This is a genomic window from Streptomyces sp. ERV7, from assembly GCF_001653515.1.
Classification (GTDB): Bacteria; Actinomycetota; Actinomycetes; order Streptomycetales; family Streptomycetaceae; genus Streptomyces.
The window spans coordinates 1,515,259-1,533,238 of record NZ_LYOY01000029.1 but is presented as its reverse complement, the minus strand read 5'-3'; the positions used below and the strand labels follow the sequence as shown (position 1 = coordinate 1,533,238).

General features: G+C 70.8%; 14 protein-coding genes and 2 pseudogenes. 7 read left to right on the top strand and 9 right to left on the bottom strand.

Annotated features, from left to right (window positions below; translation table 11 throughout):
* Positions 1-4: 4 nt before the first annotated feature.
* The 3 genes from A8W25_RS13215 to A8W25_RS13205 form a co-directional block, all read right to left on the bottom strand.
* Positions 5-1,327, bottom strand: a complete 1,323-nt coding sequence (locus tag A8W25_RS13215) for a beta-xylosidase (RefSeq protein ID WP_067160159.1) — start codon at positions 1,325-1,327, stop codon at positions 5-7.
* A gap of 261 nt (positions 1,328-1,588) precedes the next feature.
* Positions 1,589-2,065 carry a hypothetical protein gene (locus A8W25_RS13210; RefSeq protein WP_067160156.1) on the bottom strand — a complete coding sequence of 159 codons (477 nt, stop codon included), beginning with the start codon at positions 2,063-2,065 and terminating at the stop codon, positions 1,589-1,591.
* 603 nt (positions 2,066-2,668) lie between these two features.
* Positions 2,669-3,979, bottom strand: coding sequence for a M6 family metalloprotease domain-containing protein (locus tag A8W25_RS13205; RefSeq protein WP_067161198.1), 1,311 nt, complete (start codon positions 3,977-3,979; stop codon positions 2,669-2,671).
* A 297-nt stretch (positions 3,980-4,276) separates the two neighbouring features.
* Here A8W25_RS13205 and A8W25_RS13200 point away from each other — a divergent pair, with 297 nt between their 5' ends.
* Together A8W25_RS13200 and A8W25_RS13195 are read left to right on the top strand one after the other, a co-directional pair.
* Positions 4,277-4,933 (top strand): TetR/AcrR family transcriptional regulator, encoded by a 657-nt coding sequence (locus A8W25_RS13200; protein WP_067160152.1) that lies wholly within the window; start codon positions 4,277-4,279, stop codon positions 4,931-4,933.
* Positions 4,934-5,001: 68 nt separating this feature from the next.
* Positions 5,002-6,534 (top strand): MFS transporter, encoded by a 1,533-nt coding sequence (locus A8W25_RS13195; protein ID WP_067160149.1) that lies wholly within the window; start codon positions 5,002-5,004, stop codon positions 6,532-6,534.
* A 69-nt stretch (positions 6,535-6,603) separates the two neighbouring features.
* On the opposite strand, the gene A8W25_RS13190 is transcribed toward A8W25_RS13195, so the two are convergent.
* Positions 6,604-7,116 (bottom strand): MarR family winged helix-turn-helix transcriptional regulator, encoded by a 513-nt coding sequence (locus tag A8W25_RS13190; RefSeq protein ID WP_420708448.1) that lies wholly within the window; start codon positions 7,114-7,116, stop codon positions 6,604-6,606.
* A gap of 168 nt (positions 7,117-7,284) precedes the next feature.
* On the opposite strand from A8W25_RS13190, the gene A8W25_RS13185 reads away from it, so the two are divergent.
* Both A8W25_RS13185 and A8W25_RS13180 read left to right on the top strand, forming a co-directional pair.
* Positions 7,285-8,043, top strand: a complete 759-nt coding sequence (locus tag A8W25_RS13185; protein WP_067161196.1) for a dioxygenase — start codon at positions 7,285-7,287, stop codon at positions 8,041-8,043.
* 370 nt (positions 8,044-8,413) lie between these two features.
* Positions 8,414-9,409 (top strand): sigma-70 family RNA polymerase sigma factor, encoded by a 996-nt coding sequence (locus tag A8W25_RS13180; protein WP_067160143.1) that lies wholly within the window; start codon positions 8,414-8,416, stop codon positions 9,407-9,409.
* Between the two features lie 72 nt (positions 9,410-9,481).
* Here A8W25_RS13180 and A8W25_RS13175 read toward each other — a convergent pair whose 3' ends face one another.
* Positions 9,482-10,069, bottom strand: coding sequence for a class I SAM-dependent methyltransferase (locus A8W25_RS13175; RefSeq protein WP_067160140.1), 588 nt, complete (start codon positions 10,067-10,069; stop codon positions 9,482-9,484).
* Between the two features lie 9 nt (positions 10,070-10,078).
* On the opposite strand from A8W25_RS13175, the pseudogene A8W25_RS33405 reads away from it, so the two are divergent.
* From A8W25_RS33405 to A8W25_RS32295, 3 genes and pseudogenes are all read left to right on the top strand, one after another.
* Positions 10,079-10,495, top strand: a pseudogene (locus A8W25_RS33405) (pyruvate formate-lyase 1-activating enzyme); the annotation flags it as partial.
* 119 nt (positions 10,496-10,614) lie between these two features.
* The gene (locus A8W25_RS13165; RefSeq protein ID WP_067160137.1) at positions 10,615-11,661 is read left to right on the top strand and encodes an MFS transporter; all 1,047 of its coding nucleotides are present in this window, start codon (positions 10,615-10,617) and stop codon (positions 11,659-11,661) included.
* A pseudogene (locus tag A8W25_RS32295) lies at positions 11,658-13,391 on the top strand (molybdopterin oxidoreductase family protein); the annotation flags it as partial. The gene A8W25_RS13165 and the pseudogene A8W25_RS32295, both read left to right, overlap by 4 nt.
* 9 nt (positions 13,392-13,400) lie before the next feature.
* On the opposite strand, the gene A8W25_RS13140 reads toward A8W25_RS32295, so the two are convergent.
* The 4 genes from A8W25_RS13140 to A8W25_RS13125 all read right to left on the bottom strand — a co-directional run bounded on the left by A8W25_RS13140 (position 13,401) and on the right by A8W25_RS13125 (position 17,878).
* Positions 13,401-14,258: an S-methyl-5'-thioadenosine phosphorylase gene (locus A8W25_RS13140; protein ID WP_067160122.1), complete on the bottom strand. Its 858-nt coding sequence runs from the start codon at positions 14,256-14,258 to the stop codon at positions 13,401-13,403.
* A gap of 141 nt (positions 14,259-14,399) precedes the next feature.
* Positions 14,400-14,714, bottom strand: coding sequence for an FmdB family zinc ribbon protein (locus A8W25_RS13135; protein WP_067160119.1), 315 nt, complete (start codon positions 14,712-14,714; stop codon positions 14,400-14,402).
* 68 nt (positions 14,715-14,782) lie between these two features.
* Positions 14,783-16,060: an MFS transporter gene (locus A8W25_RS13130; RefSeq protein ID WP_067160115.1), complete on the bottom strand. Its 1,278-nt coding sequence runs from the start codon at positions 16,058-16,060 to the stop codon at positions 14,783-14,785.
* Positions 16,061-16,309: 249 nt separating this feature from the next.
* Positions 16,310-17,878: a potassium/proton antiporter gene (locus A8W25_RS13125; RefSeq protein ID WP_079125993.1), complete on the bottom strand. Its 1,569-nt coding sequence runs from the start codon at positions 17,876-17,878 to the stop codon at positions 16,310-16,312.
* Between the last annotated feature and the right edge of the window lie 102 nt (positions 17,879-17,980).

Genomic DNA, 17,980 nt, shown 5'->3' with positions numbered 1-17,980 from the left:
TGGATCAGGCCAGCGTGAGCGTCAGCACACCGGAGTAGGCGCCGGGGGCGGAGAACGCCGGAACGTTCAGCGAGACCCGGGCGTCGACGGTGAACTCACCGCCGGTGAGCGCCGCGTTGGGCGTGGTCGCCAGCGTCGCGCCCGCGCTGCCCACGGGGCCGGGCGAGCCCGCCGCGCAGGTCGACGGGGAACCGGCCTTGGTGGCGCAGACCGGGGTCCAGCCGAGCTTGGCGGCGTCGATCCTGACCCCGCCGGGGCCGGTGAAGTCGGTGACCTTGCCGGTCAGGGACCAGCCCGCGGGGCCGCCGCGGAAGTCCTGGACCGTCACCGTCTGGAGCGAGCCGCGGGAGAAGCCGCCCTTGCCGAAGTCGACGGCGTCCATGGTGACGGCGTCGCCGGCCTGGGCCATGGAGAGCGTGCCCGCCTTGACCGAGGAGTTGAGCTTCTGGCTGTTCGGCGGCGTGGGGGTGTCGTCGACGACGCTGTACGCCGCCGGTCCCGCACCCTTCTCGTCGCTCCAGGTCGCTCCCTCGTAGGCGACGATGCCGCTGGTCGCCTTGTCGTTGACCGTGAGGGTGGTGGAGAACGCGCCCTGCGCGTCCGCCGTCGCGGTCGCCTTGTCGGCGGTCTCGGCGGCCCCGGCCCGGCCGACGACCGTCACGGTCGCGCCCGCGGTGAACTTGGACCCGGTGACCGTGACACCGGCGCCGGGCTTGCCGGAGGCGGTGCCCAGCTGGACGGCCCGCTGGTTGGTCTGGCCGCCGCCGGTCGCGGTGACCGTCTCGGAGACGGGCGCGGGCGGGTTGGTGACCGTGCAGGGGGTGTCCAGCTCCATGAGGTAGCTGGTGTGGATGTTGTAGTCGCCGGGCGACAGGGTGATCGCGCCGGGTGCGGTGACGGTGAACGTACCGGTCATGGAGAACGGCGGGAACGCGCCCTTCCCCGGCACCGGGTCGTTCTTCTTGGGTCCGGCGACCGTGACGTCGCCGCTCTGGGCGCCGCCCAGGGTGACCTTTCCGGTGGGGGTCATGATGTCGGCGGGCAGCGCCAGGTCCACCGGGTTGCCGGCGGCGGGCTTGGTGACCGTGTAGGTGACGGTGACCGTGTCGCCGACCTTGGGCGCCGCCTTGTCGACGGTGATCTGCGCGGACGTGGTGCCGTCGATCGGCGGGATGTTCGCGATCGGCGGCGGTACGCAGTGTGTGGCGAAGTCGACGGGCGTCGCGGCCAGGGCCTGCGCGGGCGCGATGAGCGCCCCCGTCCCGGCCATGAGCGCCGCGGCTCCCAGTACGGCGGCCCAGCGGCGCCGTCTTCGTGCTGAAGGCATGACTGCCCCCCTCTGCGGTTGTGGCGCAGCAGCGGCTCGGCTGCGCCGGCAGGGAGCCATTGACCTGGGGGCGCGAAAAGAAGTCAATGGAATCGAAATCCCTTGACTGATGGGCCATCAGATACTGTCAAGATCCGCGTTCTCGCAGGTCAACCGGTGATTGAAGCGGTGGATCACCGTCCGGTCGAGGCAGCGGAAACCGGCGCCGCGGGCTGCGGCGCCGGTTCCGTGGGGCGTGGGGGGCCGACTGCTTCCCGAGGGTCAGCTGAACACGAACGGCCCGGGCGCCTGGGCCGCCGTGGAGTTGCAGGTCACCGTGACTCCGAAGACCAGCATCTTGACCGAGCCGGGGTGGGCGTTGGCGGAGAGCCCGGGCGAGACGGTCCCGCTGAGCGGGCCGACCGTGACCCCGCTGCCCGCCGACATCGCGGGGTTGCGTTTCCCGCTGAAGACCACGGTGCCGCCCCCGGCCTTGGCCATGGTCAGCGTCGTGGTGATGGTGTCCTTGCCCACCCCGAGCGGGGTGGTGATCTCGGAGGAGGTGAGGGTCATGGTGGCGGCCGTGCCGTTCTGGGTGGCCGTCAGCGTCGCCTCACCGCCGCCGTAGAAACCGCAGTCGTAGACCTCGGTGGCCGACCCCGGGGAGACGGCCGCGGCCGTCGGGGCCAGTACCAGTGCACCGGTGGCCAGGCCGCCCGCGGCGAGCGCCGCGAGCGCCAGTGGCCTCTTGCGTAACATCGTTTCCCCTTCCCGTGCTTCCCGTACGTCGCGTACTTCCCGCTTCCCGTACGGGGAGATGGCGAGTGCCGCGCTGAAGCGCGCATGCGCATGCGCGTGAAACCGTCCGCGGGCGGGGTGCGCACGCCGCGCGGGAGGAGGGCGGCCGACTCGGCGCGGGGGCCGCGGCTCGCGCCCCCTGCCCGGCCGCCGTATCTGACGGTCCGTCGGATGAACTGCTGTTCATTGATGCGCGGGGGGCGCCGGGGCGCAAGGGGGGGTTCTGGGTTTCTTCGGCCCCGGCCCCGGACGGCCGGAAACGACCGCCGCGGGGGGCCGGAACCGGCCAGGGGTGAGGTGTGCCATCCGCAGACCGGCGGGCGGCCACGCCCCCTTTTGGGCCCGGACTTCACCTGCGGGCCGGTGGGTGGTTGCTCGCGCAGTTCCCCGCGCCCCTGGGTGGTTCGTTGACCGCGGGCCGGTGGGGGCTGGTCGCGCAGTTCCCCGCGCCCCTTGGGTAGTCCGCCGCAGCCGGAGAACCCAGCTCAGCCACAGGCCTTCAGGGGCGCGGGGAACTGCGCGAGCAACCCACCACCGGCCCGCAGGTGAACCGCGGGCACGCCCTCACGCGCCCCGCGTGACCCGTACCCGGTAGTTGCCCGCGTCGTCCGCGCCCAGGACAGCAACCCGTACTCCCCGCTCCCGATCCGTAAACGTCTCCCCCGCCGCGAACGGCGCATCGGACAGCTCCGCGTGCACGTTGGGGCGACGCGTGCACCCCCCGCTGTCCTTCGCGCTGTCGGCGACGGCGATCGGCCCCCGCCCGGTGTCCACATCCGTACTGACCCGGTACACCAGCACCCCCGGCTTGCACACGGCCTCGTCGTTGCCGGTCCGGGTCCGCACTTCGAGGGCGTACCCGCTCTCGTCCGACAGCGGTACGAAGACCAGCTTGCGGCCCGCTCCCGTCGCCGACAGCGGACTCAGTACGTACTCGCTCACCCCGGCCCGCGCCGAGCACCCCACCTGCGTGTTGTCGAGCCAGCCCAGCTTCCACTTGTGCCAGCCGAGCATGTCGTTGTTGGCGCCCCAGTCCTCGGACATGATGTCCCAGTGGCCGACCGCGCCCCCGCCCTCGGGCGTGTACAGGTCGGGCAGACCGAAGACATGGCCGTTCTCGTGCGGCAGCACCCGGTAGCCCGTCTCGCGGTACGAGCCGGAGCCGTCGTCCTGGCGGCTGTAGACGAAGGACGTGTTGGAGAGCGGGACGCCGTCCGCGAGCGGCGCGTCCTCGTTCCCGGAGAACGTCACCGAGAGCACCGTGTCCAGCGCGGACGGCCCCGCGTTCGGCGACATCAGGATGTTGACCAGGTCGTACGCCGCGAAGTTCACCCGTGAGTCGGCCGCCGTCACGATGTCCTTGACCAGCCGCCGGTAGCCCGGCTCGTACGGCGAGCCGCGTTCTATGCCGTACGCCGAGAACGCCTGCGGCATCCGCAGCCACTGCGGGACGGGGATGTCGGGCCGGTAGGCGAGGCGCCCGTACGACGCGGTGCTGAACCACTGGGTGGTCTGCGGGAAGAACTCCGCGTACCGGCTCAGCGCGGACTCGGTGCCCTGCGCGTCCGGGAAGTCGACCATCAGGGTGAGGGCGCGGACAGTGCCCGTGGAGTGGGCGTAGCCGGGCGGGGTGGGCAGGCCCTCCGACATCTGCACGCCGAGCGTCGCGGTGATCCGGCAGGGGCCGAGCGCCGTCTCGCCGCCGGTGGCCACCGGGCCGGCCGAGGCCCGCAAGGGGGGCGCCAGGGTGGTGCTGCCCGAGGTCATCGAGGCGAGCACCACGGCGGCGAGGGCCGCGCCCGCGAGGGTGCGGCGGCGGCGCGGGTCGCGCGGCCCGCCGGATATCCGAAGGCGCGGTCTGCCGGACTCCTCCATACGCGCACGCTCGCCTTCGCCCACCGGCAGCAGGCGGTTCCTGACTGCGCTCGTGCGATCACCCTGTGTCGGGCGTGTCGCGGGCGCGCGCTGGGTGGGCCGCGCGTGTGGTTTCCGATCCGGAAGGTGTGACTCAGGTCACATAAAACAGGCCGGTCGACCGGAAATAACCGGGGAGCGTTTCCCCGTTTGCACCTGTGTCCCGCCGAAACGGGGAGAGCTTCCCCGGTTCCGGTTCGGACGACGACTCAGTCCACAGGAGTCGTACGACGTCGTACGCAGCAGAAGGAGAACGCCGTGTCCACCGCCACCCCGACCACCGCAGCGGAGCCCCGTCGCGCCCCGCGGCCGCGGGCCGACGCCCTGCGCAACCGGGAGCGGATCATCGCGGCCGCGCGCGAGATGTTCGTCGAGGAGGGCGCCATGGTGCCGCTCGACGAGATCGCGCGGCGCGCGGGCATCGGCAACGCCACGCTCTACCGGCACTTCAAGGACCGCGCCGAGCTGATCACCAGCGTGGTGCTCGCGGTCATGGAGCGGGTCTCGACGGCCGCGGAGACCGCGACCGCCGAGGAGCCCGACGCCTTCGCCGCGCTGCGGCGGTTCGTGTTCGCGGCGGCCGACGAGCGCATCGGAGCCCTGTGCCCGATGCTCTCCGAGGGCTTCGACAAGGACCTGCCGGAGCTCAACGCCTCCCGCGAGCGACTGGACGAGGCCGTCCGTGACCTCATGGCGCGGGCCCGGCGCAGCGGCCAGTTGCGCGACGACGTCGACGTGGGCGATCTGATGGTCGCCCTCACGCAGCTCACCCGGCCGCTGCCGGGCACCGCGTGCCCGAACATGGACCGGTTCGTCCACCGCCATCTCCAGCTCTTCCTCGACGGGCTCATGGCCCCGGCGCGGTCCGGGCTGCCCGGGACGGCGGCGACCCTGCAGGACCTCAGCCAGCCGTAACTCCGCTTTCGGTACCCCGCTTTCCGCACATCGTTTTCCGCACTTCGCGTCCCAAGGTGGCTACACCCATGTCGAAAACAGTCCAGGCCCCGGCCCGGGACCTCGCTCCTGACCCCAGTCGCTGGAAGGCCCTCGCCTTCATCGCGCTCGCCCAGCTCATGGTCGTGCTCGACGCGACGATCGTGAACATCGCCCTGCCCTCGGCCCAGAAGGCCCTCGACATCTCCGACGGCAACAAGCAGTGGGTCATCACGGCCTACGCCCTCGCCTTCGGCGGTCTGCTGCTGTTCGGCGGCCGCATAGCCGACCTGTGGGGACGCAAGCGCACCTTCGTCGTCGGTCTGCTCGGCTTCGCCGCGGCCTCCGCGCTCGGCGGCGCGGCCACCGGCGAGGCCATGCTGCTCGGCTCCCGCGCGCTCCAGGGCGCGTTCGGCGCGCTCCTCGCGCCCGCCGCGCTCTCCCTGCTCGCGGTGATGTTCACCGACGCCAAGGAGCGCGCCAAGGCGTTCGGCATCTACGGCGCGATCGCCGGTGGCGGCGGCGCCGTCGGTCTGATCCTCGGCGGCTTCCTCACCGAGTACCTGAACTGGCGCTGGACCTTCTTCGTCAACATCCCGTTCGCGATCGTCGCGGCCGCCGGCGCCTACTTCGTCATCCGCGAGCCCTCCGGCACCCGCAACCGCTCGCCGCTGGACGTCCCGGGCGTGGTCCTGTCCACCCTCGGCCTGGTCACCCTGGTGTACGGCTTCACCCGCGCCGAGTCGGCCGGCTGGTCCGACACGCTGACCGTCTCGATGTTCGTCGCCGCGGCCGTGCTGCTGTTCGCGTTCGTCGCCACCGAGGCCAAGGTCAAGCACCCGCTGCTGCCGCTGCGCGTCGTCACCAACCGCAACCGGGGCGGGGTCTACCTCTCCCTCGGCCTCGCGATCATCGCGATGTTCGGCCTCTTCCTCTTCCTGACGTACTACCTCCAGGTCGTGAAGGGCTACTCGCCGGTCAAGACCGGCTTCGCGTTCCTGCCGATGATCGCGGGCATGATCACCGGCTCCACCCAGATCGGTGCCCGGCTGATGACCCGGGTGCCGCCGCGCCTGCTGATGGGCCCCGGCTTCCTGACCGCCGGCATCGGCATGCTGATCCTCACCCAGCTCCAGATCGACACCTCGTACGCCGGGCTGATCCTGCCGGCGCAGATCCTGCTCGGCCTCGGCATGGGCACCGCCTTCATGCCGGCCATGTCGCTGGCCACCATCGGGGTCGAGCCGCGTGACGCGGGTGTCGCCTCCGCCATGGTCAACACCTCGCAGCAGGTCGGCGGCGCCATCGGCACGGCCCTGCTGAACACCATCGCCGCCTCGGCCACCACGGCGTACGCCACCTCGCACGCCGCCGGGGCCAAGAGCCTGGAGCTGCTGAAGCTCCAGGCGATGGTGCACGGCTTCACCAGCGCCATCTGGTGGGCGGTCGGCATCCTGCTCGTCGCCTCGGCGATCGCGGTCACCTTCATCAACACCGGCCGCCCGGACACCGGTTCGCTCTCCGGTTCCGGCGACGGCGAGGGCGTCGAGGACGAGATCCGGGTCCCGGTGGTCGCCCACTGACGCCCGCCGCCTACGTGGGGGACGCGTAAGCGGGAAGCACAGCGAGAAGAAGACGCGGACCTGTCCGGCTCAGCGGAGCCAGGGCAGGTCCGCGTTCGCGTCCTTGGGCTGAAGGCCCTCGGCGAGCACCCGCATGATCTGCCCGAGCTGCTCGGCCTGCTCGGGGGTGAGCCGGTCGAACATCGCCTGGCGCACGGCGGCCACATGGCCGGGCGCGGTGCGCTCCAGGACGGCGAAGCCCTCGTCGGTGAGCGCCGCGAACTGACCGCGCTTGTCGGAGGGACACTCCTCGCGCCGCACCCAGCCGTTCTTCTCCAGACGCGCGATCGCGTGCGAGAGCCGGGACCGGGTGATCTTGGCGCCGATGGCCAGCTCGGTCATCCGCAGCCGCCGCCGGGGCGCCTCGGAGAGCTGGATGAGCAGCCCGTAGTAGATGTGCGGCATCCCGGCGTCACGCTGGAGCTGGCGGTCCAGATGGTCTTCCAGGAGCGTGGTGGCATGGAGGTAGGCGCGCCAGGTGCGCTGCTCGTCGTCGCTGAGCCAGCGCGGCTCCTCGGCGGGGGTGGTGGTCATGGGCTCCACTGTACGGCCACTCCTTGAAAGTTGAACAAGATGTCGGTAATCTCGGCGAAGAGGAAAGCTTTAGAGTTCAAGTAGATTCTGGGTCCAGTAGACAGGGAGTCCGCCATGACCGCCACTTCCGCAGTCGCCGCCGACGCTGCCGGTGCCTCCGGTTCCGGTGCGGGGCGGATGCCCGCCCTCTATCTCTCGCACGGCGCCCCGCCGCTCGCCGACGACCCCCTCTGGCCGGGCGAGCTGGCCGCGTGGTCGGCCGGGCTGCCCCGCCCCAGGGCGATCCTGATGGTCTCCGCCCACTGGGAGGAGGCCCCGCTCGCCCTCGGCGCCGTGGAGACGGTCCCGCTGGTGTACGACTTCTGGGGCTTCCCCGAGCACTACTACCAGGTGCGGTACGCGGCTCCCGGTGCCCCCGAACTCGCCGACAGTGTACGGAAGTTGCTGCGTGGCGCAGGAACGCCGGTCCAGGACATCCCGGACCGGGGCCTGGACCACGGCGCGTACGTCCCGCTGGTGGAGATGTACCCGGACGCGGACGTCCCGGTCCTCCAGATATCCCTGCCCACGCTGGACCCCCGGAAGCTGATGGACATCGGGCGCAAACTCGCGCCCCTGCGCGACGAGGGCGTCCTGATCGTCGGCAGCGGCTTCTTCACCCACAACCTGGCGGCGCTGCGCCATACGGGCGGGGTGCCGGGCTGGTCGGCCGAGTTCGACGACTGGGGGGCGCGGGCCCTGGCCGCCGCCGATGTGGACGCCCTCCTCGACTTCACGCACAAGTCCCCGGCGGGCCGCCTCGCCCATCCGCGCACCGAGCACTTCGCCCCGCTGTTCGTGACCCTGGGCGCCTCGGAGGGCGAGCTGGGGGCGGCCCGGAGCGTCATCGACGGCTTCTGGATGGGGCTGGCGAAGAGGTCGGTGCAGTTCGGCTGAGACGGGTACCCGGGAACTCGGGCAGTTTGGACATCCTGAGCAACCAGAAGGCGGTGCGGGTCGTCTTCAGGGTGGGAGAGAGTGAAACGGGGATGGGGCTCTTCCGAGGTGAAGGCAACTGTTTCGGGTGTGACGCCGGTCTCATTCGAGCGGAGGTCGCGGTCGTGGACGGAGCGTCCCGACACCGGGCCTGACCTGCACTTCTGTACATGCCCGCAGCATCCGTCCGCCCCTGTCGGCGGCACAGGGTACTGCATGATCCGGAAAATCGATGGGCGGGACGGGAATTCTGTCCGGATTCCAGCCGTTGTTTCCATCGGATGCAGGGCACCCGGGAGGGTGTCGCGACCTACACAGCAAGGGAGCACGCATGGCAACCCGCGCCGTCGCCCGTCGGACCGCGAGCAGCGGATCCGGGTCGGGGAGCAGTGTTCGCGCCGTCAGCGGGGAGATCGCCGACCGCGACCTGGTCGGAATGTACCTCGACGAGATCGCGCGCACGCCGCTGCTCGACGCCGCCAAGGAGGTCGAGCTCTCCCAGACCATCGAGGCGGGTGTGTACGCACGCCAGATCCTCGGCAAAGAGGTGGAGAGCAAGGCGGGCGGCGCCTCTCACGAGGAGCTGGAAGCCCTGGTCGCCGCCGGTGACCGGGCCAAGGACCTCTTCATCCGCTCCAACCTCCGCCTCGTCGTCGCCGTCGCCCGGCGCTACCCGAGGGCGGGTCTGCCCCTGCTCGACCTGATCCAGGAGGGCAACGCGGGCCTGGTCCGCGCGGTGGAGAAGTTCGACTACGCCAAGGGCTTCAAGTTCTCGACGTACGCGACGTGGTGGATCCGCCAGGCCATCACGCGCTCGATAGCCGACCAGTCCCGCACCATCCGCCTCCCCGTCCACCTGGTGGAGGAGCTGGGCCGCATCCGCCGCGTCCAGCGCGAGTTCAACCGGGAGAACGGCAGGGAGCCGGAGGCCACCGAGGTGGCCGCGGAGCTGGGCTCCACGCCGGAGCGGGTCATCGACGTGCTGGACTGGGCCCGCGACCCGGTCTCGCTCAACATGGCGGTCGACGACCAGGGCGAGACCCAGTTCGGTGACCTCCTGGAGGACACCTCGGCGATCTCCCCCGAGCAGTCCGTGCTCACGCTGCTGCGCAGCGAGGAGCTCGACGACCTGATCGGCAAGCTCGACCAGCGCACCGCCTCCATCATCAAGATGCGGTACGGAATCGACGACGGCCGCGAGCGCACGCTGACGGAGGTCGGCAAGGAGCACGGCCTGACCCGCGAGCGCATCCGCCAGATCGAGAAGCACGCGCTGCTGGAACTGAAGAAGATGGCACGGGACACCGGCTTCGACGCGGCGGCGTGACGAAGCACCCCCGTCCCCCCGAGACGAGCCCCCGGCACCAGGGGGGGGGTGGGGGCAGGGCATAGGCTCAGTTCACACGGTGGCGCGCACGATCAGCGTGCCGATGTGACCGGGCTCAGGGGCATCGACAACCGTCGCGTCGACGTCGGTGAAGCCAGCCTTCAGCAACAGGTTCTGCCACTTACGAGGCGTGTAGCTGTACCGGTATGTGTACGTGGCCTTCCCCGCGAAGCCGCCCTTGTACATGCCTTGCGGCCCGTACGCGCCAGGGATGGCCGGGGGATGGGAGAACGCCAGGACCCCGCCGGGATTCACCCGCTCGGCGATCAGCGGGAGCAGCTTTGCCGGGTCGGTGAACCACACGGCCCCGAAGATCGAGTAAATGGCGTCGTACGTGTCCGTGGCGGTGCTCAGGTGGTCCAGCACTTCGGCACAGACAAACCGCGCCCCCAACGGGCCCCACCGTTCCGTGGTGTTCGCGACCATGACGGGCGAGAGGTCCACCCCCGTTGCCTTCACTCCCCGCTGCGCGAGGTAGGTGAGCGCTCGGCCTGTTCCGCATCCGATTTCCAGGGCGGTTGCTGGGTCTCCCAGGAGTTCGGGGCCGGGCCCGTGTCCGGCGTACTGCGTCCAGCAGAAGACGGGTTCGGCTTCGAACACCTTGTCCTTGACGCGCTGCTGAGGGACGTCGACCTGGTGCTCCTGGACATCAAGTCGTGGGACCGGGACACCTCCACGGGGGACACCTACCAGCGGGACACCTACAAGAAGGCGACCGGCCGCCCCCTGCGGCCCACCCTGGACTTCGCCCACCGCCTCGCCGACCTCGGCCAGGACGTCTGGGTACGGTTCGTGCTCGTCCCCGGTCTCACCGACGACCCCGCCAACATCGAGGGTGTCGCCGCCTTCGCCGCCTCCCTCGGCAATGTCTCGCGCGTCGACGTCCTGCCCTTCCATAAACTCGGCGAGGCCAAGTGGCAGGCGCTCGGCATGCCCTTCACCCTGCACGACACGCCGTCCCCGTCCCCGGACCAGGTCGCCGCCGCCCGCGCGGTCTTCACCGCCCACGGTCTGCACGCGGTCTGACGGCCGCCCGGTGATTCCTGACCGACTCGCCCGCCTCCTGAGTGCCATCTGACTGAAGGCTTCACCCCGCCGACCGTCAAAACAGGTGATAAACGGTCAGATGCCCCTACGGTGGCCGGGTGACCGAGCCTCCCGCAGCGAAGCCCGCCGTCGCGCTGCGCGCGACCGCCGCCGGTACCGCCGTCTCCCTCCTGCTGATCCTCGCCATCGTCTTCGGCAGCCGCCGGCTGAAGGACTTCGACTCGGCCCTGCTGCCCTACGCCTGCGCGACGGTCTTCCTCGCCTTCGGCGTCGCCTACCGCTACACCGTGTGGCTCTCCTCCCCGGGCGCCCGCCGCCTCTTCAGACAGGGCTGGCGCAGCCTGTTCTCCGGCGCCAACTTCCGCAAGGCACCCACCGCCCTGCCGAAGATGGCCGCCACCTACCTCGGCCTCCAGAAGTTCCTGGGCGCCCGCTCGCACGCCCGCTGGGCCGCCCACCAGCTGATCTTCTGGGGCTGTCTGCTGGCCGCCGCGATCACCTTCCCCCTCACCTGGGGCTGGTTCACCTTCACCTCGTCGACCGGTTCCGGACCCGGCTACGAGATGCGGATCTGGGGGGTGAAGATCCTCGGCTTCGACTCGCTGAACATCCTCGGCTGGCTGATGTTCCACGGCCTGGACATCGCCGCTGTCCTGGTCATCCCCGGCGCCTCGTACTTCCTGTGGCGCCGGATGAAGGACCGCGGCGCGATCACCGGCCAGCGGTTCGCCTACGACCTGGTCCCGCTGCTCCTGCTGATCGTCATCTCCGTGACGGGCCTCCTCCTCACCTTCTCGTCGATCTTTCTGCACGGCGGGGGCTACGAGTTCCTGGCGGTGCTGCACATGGTGTCGGTGGTGCTGACCCTGATCTACATCCCGTTCGGGAAGTTCTTCCACATCGTCCAGCGGCCGGCCGCCGTCGGGATGCAGCTGTTCAAGTACACCGCCCGCCAGGACGAGCAGGTCTTCCACTGCCGCCGCTGCGGCCAGCCCGTCGACACCGCCCCCTATGTCGAGAACCTGCGGGGGACCATGCGCGACCTGGACCTCGGCTTCGACGCCTGGGCCGAGTACTGCCCGCGCTGCAAGCGGGTGCTGCGCGGCACCGCCTACCTCGCGCACGTCAAGAAGGGCTACAAGTGAACCGGCTCCCGCTGGACCCCTCCCTCGCCCCGCCCGGCACCCGCAACTTCCGTGACGCGGGCGGCATCCCGGCCGACCAGTGGCGCGCGGACCAGGACGGCGAGACCCTCGTCCCCACCCACTGCTGCTTCTGCGGAGTGCAGTGCGGGATGTATCTGCGCGTCGACCGCGGAGGCAAGGTCTTCGGCGTCGAACCCCGCAACCACGACATCAACCGGATGCGCCTGTGCCCCAAGGGCATCAACGCGTACCAGCAGATCAACCACCCCGACCGGCTCACCGCGCCGCTGCTGCGCCGCTCCCGTGACGAGCCCTTCCGGGAGGTCTCCTGGGAGGAGGCCCTGGACCACACGGCCGACGAGGTCCGACGCATCCAGGCCGCCCACGGCAACGACGCCTTCGGACTGCTCGGCGGGGCCAGCCTCTTCTCCGAGAAGACCTATCTGGTCGGCAAGTTCGCCCGTGTCGCGCTCAAGTCGCGGCACGTCGACTACAACGGCCGGCTGTGCATGGTCTCCGCGGCCGGCGCCAACAAGCTCGCCTTCGGCATCGACCGGGCCGCCAACCCCTTCTCCGACATCCTCCTCACCGACTGCCTGCTCATCGCCGGGTCCAACGTCGGCGAGTGCTTCCCCGTCATGACCCAGTACGTGTGGGGGGCACGCGACCGGGGCGCCACCCTGATCGTGATCGACCCGCGCGAGACGGCGGTCGCCCGTACCGCCGACATCCACGTGGCCCTCAAGCCCGGCACCGACTCGGCGTTCTTCAACGCGCTCCTCCACGTGGTGATCAAGGAGGAGCTCGACGACGAGGCCTATGTCGGGGCCCACACCACGGGCTGGGAGGAGGTCCGGGACAAGGCCGCCGAGTATCCCCCCGAGCGGGCCGCCGAGATCTGCGGGGTCCCGGCCGCCCAGATCGTCGAGGTGGCCCGCACCTTCGCCCGCGCCCCCAAGGCCATGGCCTGGCACGCCCGGGGCATCGAGCACCACTCGCAGGGCGTCGAGAACTGCCTCTCCGTGATCAACCTCTGCGTCGCCACCGGCAACCTCGGCAAGCCCGGCGCCGGCTACGGCACCATCACCGGCCAGGGCAACGGCCAGGGCGGCCGCGAGCACGGCCAGAAGGCCGATCTGCTGCCCGGCGGACGCTCCATCATGAACGCCGAGCACCGTCGGCAGATCTGTGAGATCTGGGGCATCGAGGAGTCCGAACTCCCGCCCGCCGGAACCTCGATGATGGAGATGGTCCATCAGATGCGCCGCCAGGAGATCCGCGGTCTGATCGGCATCTGCAACAACCCCTTCGTCTCCCTCCCGAACTACGGGACCGTCAAGGAGGGCTACGACGCCCTCGAATTCCACGCCCAATTCGACTTCTTCCTCTCCGAGACCGCGACCAACGCGCACGTGGTCTTCCCCGTCACCACCTGGGCCGAGGACGAAGGCGTGATGGCCAACGCCGAGGCCCGGGTCGTCAAGCACAACAAGGCCCAGGAGCCACCCGCCGGGGTCCGCACCGACACCTGGGTGATCTGCCAGCTCGCCCAGCGCCTGGGCGCGGGCGACAAGTTCGCCTTCCCCGGCTCGCGCGAGGTCTTCGACGAGCTGCGCATCGCCTCCGCCGGAACGGTCAACGACTACTACGGCATCACCTACGAGCGACTGGAGGAGACCGGCGGGATCGCCTGGCCCTGCCCCTCCACCGGCCCCGACGCAGCCCCTCGCCGCGTCCTCCTACGGCAGCCGGATCCCCGTGTCCAACCCGTCCAGCGCCCGCGTGCACAGGCAGTCGCGCTCGCCCGTCGGCAGGCCCGCCACCGCGTCGAAGAGGACCGAGCGGAGCCGGTCCACATTGGCCGCGAAGACCCGCAGCACCTCCTCGTGGGAGACGCCCTCGCCGGTCTCCGCGCCCGCGTCCAGGTCGGTGACCAGGGTCATCGTGGTGTAGCAGAGCCCCAGTTCGCGGGCGAGCACCGCCTCGGGGTGCCCGGTCATGCCCACCACCGACCAGCCCATCGCCGCGTGCCACTGCGACTCCGCGCGCGTGGAGAAGCGCGGGCCCTCTATGACCACCAGCGTGCCGCCGTCCACCGGCTCCCAGTTCCGGCCCCGTGCGGCCGTGAGCGCGGCCTTGCGGCCCTCGGGGCAGTACGGGTCGGCCAGTGCCACGTGCACGACGTTCGGGACCGAGCCGTCGGGCAGCGGGTAGCCGTCGTAGTACGTCTGGACGCGCGACTTCGTACGGTCCACCAGCTGGTCCGGCACGAGCAGCGTCCCCGGTCCGTACTCGGGCCGCAGCCCGCCCACCGCGCACGGGCCGAGCACCTGGCGCACGCCCACCGAGCGCAGGGCCCACAGGTTGGCGCGGTAGTTGATGCGGTGCGGCGGGAGGTGGTGGCCGCGGCCGTGCCGGGGCAGGAAGGCGACCCGGCGCCCGGCGATCTCGCCCAGGAACAGGGAGTCGCTGGGGCTTCCGTAAGGAGTGTCGACCTGGATCTCGGTCACGTCGTCCAGGAACGAGTAGAAGCCCGAGCCACCGATGACGCCGATCTCCGCGTTGCCTGCGTTCACTGCGCTCTCTGCGTTAGCCATGCGCAGCACCCTAGTCGGGGCACTCGGCGGCCAGAACGGGCGCCGCCACAAGGGTGCGGGCAGAACGGGTGCGGGCATGCCGAAGACCCCGCCGTCCGGGACGGCGGGGTCTTGGGTGTCTCCCGTGTGTGTGCGGCCGGGTCAGGCGGCCGACGACGAGCTGCTGGAGCTCGACGAAGAGGAGGACGTCGAGGACGTCGAGGCGGCAGGCTTCGCATCGGAGCTCGACGACGTCGACGGCTTGGCGGCCGAGGACGCGGGCGTGCTGCTCGACGAGGCGCCGCGGCTGTCGTTGCGGTAGAAGCCGGAGCCCTTGAAGACGATGCCGACGGCCGAGAACACCTTCTTGAGGCGTCCGTCGCAGTTCGGGCAGACGGTCAGGGCGTCGTCGGTGAACTTCTGCACCGCCTCGAGGCCTTCGCCGCACTCGGTGCACTGGTACTGGTAGGTCGGCACTTGTCTTCCTCCTGGCACTCTCACTCGATGAGTGCTAACGACGGTCCATAGTGACGTATTCCGCTGGATCAGTCCACCGTCACGGGAACTCGGTGACCGACGCCACTACGGGCGACGGTCCGTCCCGAGGAGCGCGGAGCGAGTCGCGAGCGCAGGGAGAGCAGCGTGACCAGGGCCAGCGCGGTGCCCACCAGGGGCACCAGGAAGCCCGCGCTGGAGCCGTGGGCGTCGGCGAGGCGGCCGGCCACGGTGACCGCTCCGGCCTGGCCCAGGGCCACCGCGCCGGTCAGCCAGGTGAAGGCCTCGGTCCGGGCGGAGGCCGGGACCAGGGACTCGACCAGCGTGTAGCCGGTGATCAGGGCCGGGGCGATGCAGAGGCCGACGATCAGCCCGAGGCCGCCGAGCAGCACCGCGGAGTGCATGGCCCACAGGCCCGAGGCGGCCAGGGTCAGACCGGTGTAGCCGGCGATCAGCCGGGTACGGGGAGCGGACTTCCAGGCGATGGCGCCGCACGCGATGCCCGCCAGCATGTTGCCCGCGGCGAAGACCCCGTACAGCAGGCCGTTGGCGCCGGGGTTGCCGATCTCCTCGGAGAACGCGGTCAGCGAGACCTGCATACCGCCGAAGACGGCGCCGATGCCGAGGAAGGACACGGCCAGGACGCGCACACCGGGGATGGAGAGCGCGGAGACGTGCTCCACGCGCGCGTGGTCCGCGCCGGCCCGGCTGGGCTGCGGCTGGGTGCGGTGCTGGGAGGCGAAGAGCAAGCCGCCGACCAGGGTCAGCGCGGCTTCGGTGATCAGTCCGGCGGCCGGGTGGACACCGGTGCACAGCGCGGTGGCGAGCACCGGGCCGATCACGAAGGTGAACTCGTCGGTCACCGACTCGAAGGCGGCGGCCGTGGACATCAGGGGCGAGCCGTCGAGCTTGGCGGCCCAGCGGGCCCGGACCATCGGCCCGATCTGCGGCACCGAGGCGCCGGTCGGGACGGCGGCGATGAACAGCGCCCACAGGGGGGCACCGGCCAGCGCCAGCGCGATCAGCACGGAGCCCGAGGCGGTGTGCACGAGGACGCCGGGGAGCAGCACGGCGCGCTGGCCGAAGCGGTCGGCGAGCTTGCCGCTCTGCGGCGCGAAGAGGGCCATGGAGACGCCGGTGACGGCGGCCACGGCGCCGGCGCTGCCGTACGAGCCGGTGGTGTGCTGGACGAGGAGCACGATGCCGATGGTGAGCATCGCGAAGGGCTGCCGGGCGGCGAAGCCGGGCAGGAGGAACGAGAGTGCGCCGGGAGTGCGCAGGAGCTGCCCGTAGCCGGGGCGACGCTCGGAAGCGACCGTGGATGCCACGGCCCTTGCCTTTCTGCCGCCTGGTAGCGCGCCCCTCGTACGGGTGGGTACGGGCGTTGCCGAGAGCTGTCCTCTTGCGCGGAACTGCGGTAGATGCCGGGGCTCACTGCGAGAGCCTCCGACCGCCATACGGGTCGCGCCAGCTCTGCGTCAGGCAGAGTTGGTCGATCAGTGGTGTGCCTTCATGGTACAGGGGGATTCGGCCCCGCGCCTGTGAAAGCGCGCGGATGGCCAAGATCACACCTGCGATTAACCGGATCTTCTTCCGGTTGTTCCCTGATTCGACGGCCCGGGCCCCGGCCCGCCGGTCCCCAGCCACCCGGCCAGCTTTCCGCCCTGGCCGACCGCCCGCAGCCGCGCCTCGGCCGCGTCCCGTACCGGATCGGTGGCCACCACGAGCAGCTCGTCGCCGCGCCGCAGCACAGTCGTCGGCCCCGGTACGAAGCTTGTGCCGTCCCGGACGACCAGGGTGACCGCGGCTCCCGGCGGCAGGCGCAGCTCGTGCACCTCGACGCCGTGCATCCGCGACTCGGGCGGGATCGCCACCGACAGCAGATGGCCGCGCAGCCGCTCCAGGGGCGCCGACTCGATGCCCAGGTCGGAGGCGGTCTCGGTGTCCGAGATCCGCAGCTTGCGGGCGAGCCAGGGCAGTGTCGGGCCCTGGACGAGGGTGTAGACGACGACCAGTACGAAGACGATGTTGAAGACCCGCTCGCTGCCGTCGATCCCGGAGACCATGGGGATGGTGGCCAGGATGATGGGCACGGCGCCGCGCAGCCCCGCCCAGGACATCAGGGCCTTCTCCCGCCAGGGCATCCTGAACGGCGCCAGGCTGACCAGCACCGCCAGCGGCCGGGCCACCATCGTCAGGGCCAGGCCGATGATCACGGCGGGCCAGAAGTCGCCGGGCAGCTCGTGCGGGGTGACGAGCAGGCCGAGCAGGACGAACATGCCGATCTGGGCGATCCAGCCGAGGCCGTCCGCGAAGCCCCGGGTGGCGGGCCAGTGCGGCAGCTTGGCGTTGCCGAGGACCATCGCGGCCAGATAGACGGCGAGGAAGCCGGAGCCGTGGGCCATGGCGCCCGCCGCGTACGCGGTCACCGCGATCGCCATCACGGCGATCGGGTAGAGGCCGGACGCGGGCAGCGCCACGTGCCGCAGGCCCCAGGAGCCGAGCCAGCCGACCGCGAGGCCCGTCCCGGCGCCGATCGCCAGCTCAAGAGCGATCTTGCCGGCCAGCAGGTACCAGGAGTCCACCGGGCCCGGGGTGGAGAAGGCGACGACCAGGATGACGACCGGGGCGTCGTTGAAGCCCGACTCGGCCTCCAGGACGCCGGTGATCCGGGACGGCAGCGGGACCCTGCGCAGGACGGAGAAGACGGCCGCGGCGTCCGTCGAGGACACCACCGCGCCGATGATCAGTGACTGCCGCCATTCGAGCCCGACCAGATAGTGCGCACCGGCCGCGGTGACCCCCACGCTCACCGCGACACCGACGATCGAGAGCACGACCGCCGCCGGCAGCGCCGGGCGGATCTCCTTCCACTTGGTGCCCAGACCGCCCTCGGCCAGGATCACCACCAGGGCGGCATAGCCGATGACCTGGGTCATCTCGGCGTTGTCGAACTGGACGTCGAAGATCCCGTCCTGCCCTATCGCGATCCCGATGCCGAGATACAGGAGCAGGCTCGGGAGCCCGCTGCGCGAGGAGATACGCACCGCCGCGACGGCGATGAGCAGGACGAGCGAGCAGATGAGCAGGAGCTCGTTGAGATGGTGGACAGTCAGTGGCCGATCCTTCCCCTCACGCGCCGTCAGGCGCCCTCACGCACGGGTGCCGGAACGTTCCTCCGGCCACCGGTACTTCGTTACCTTACCTAATCTTTGACGAGTTCTTTACGCAAGAACGTGTCAGTAGGA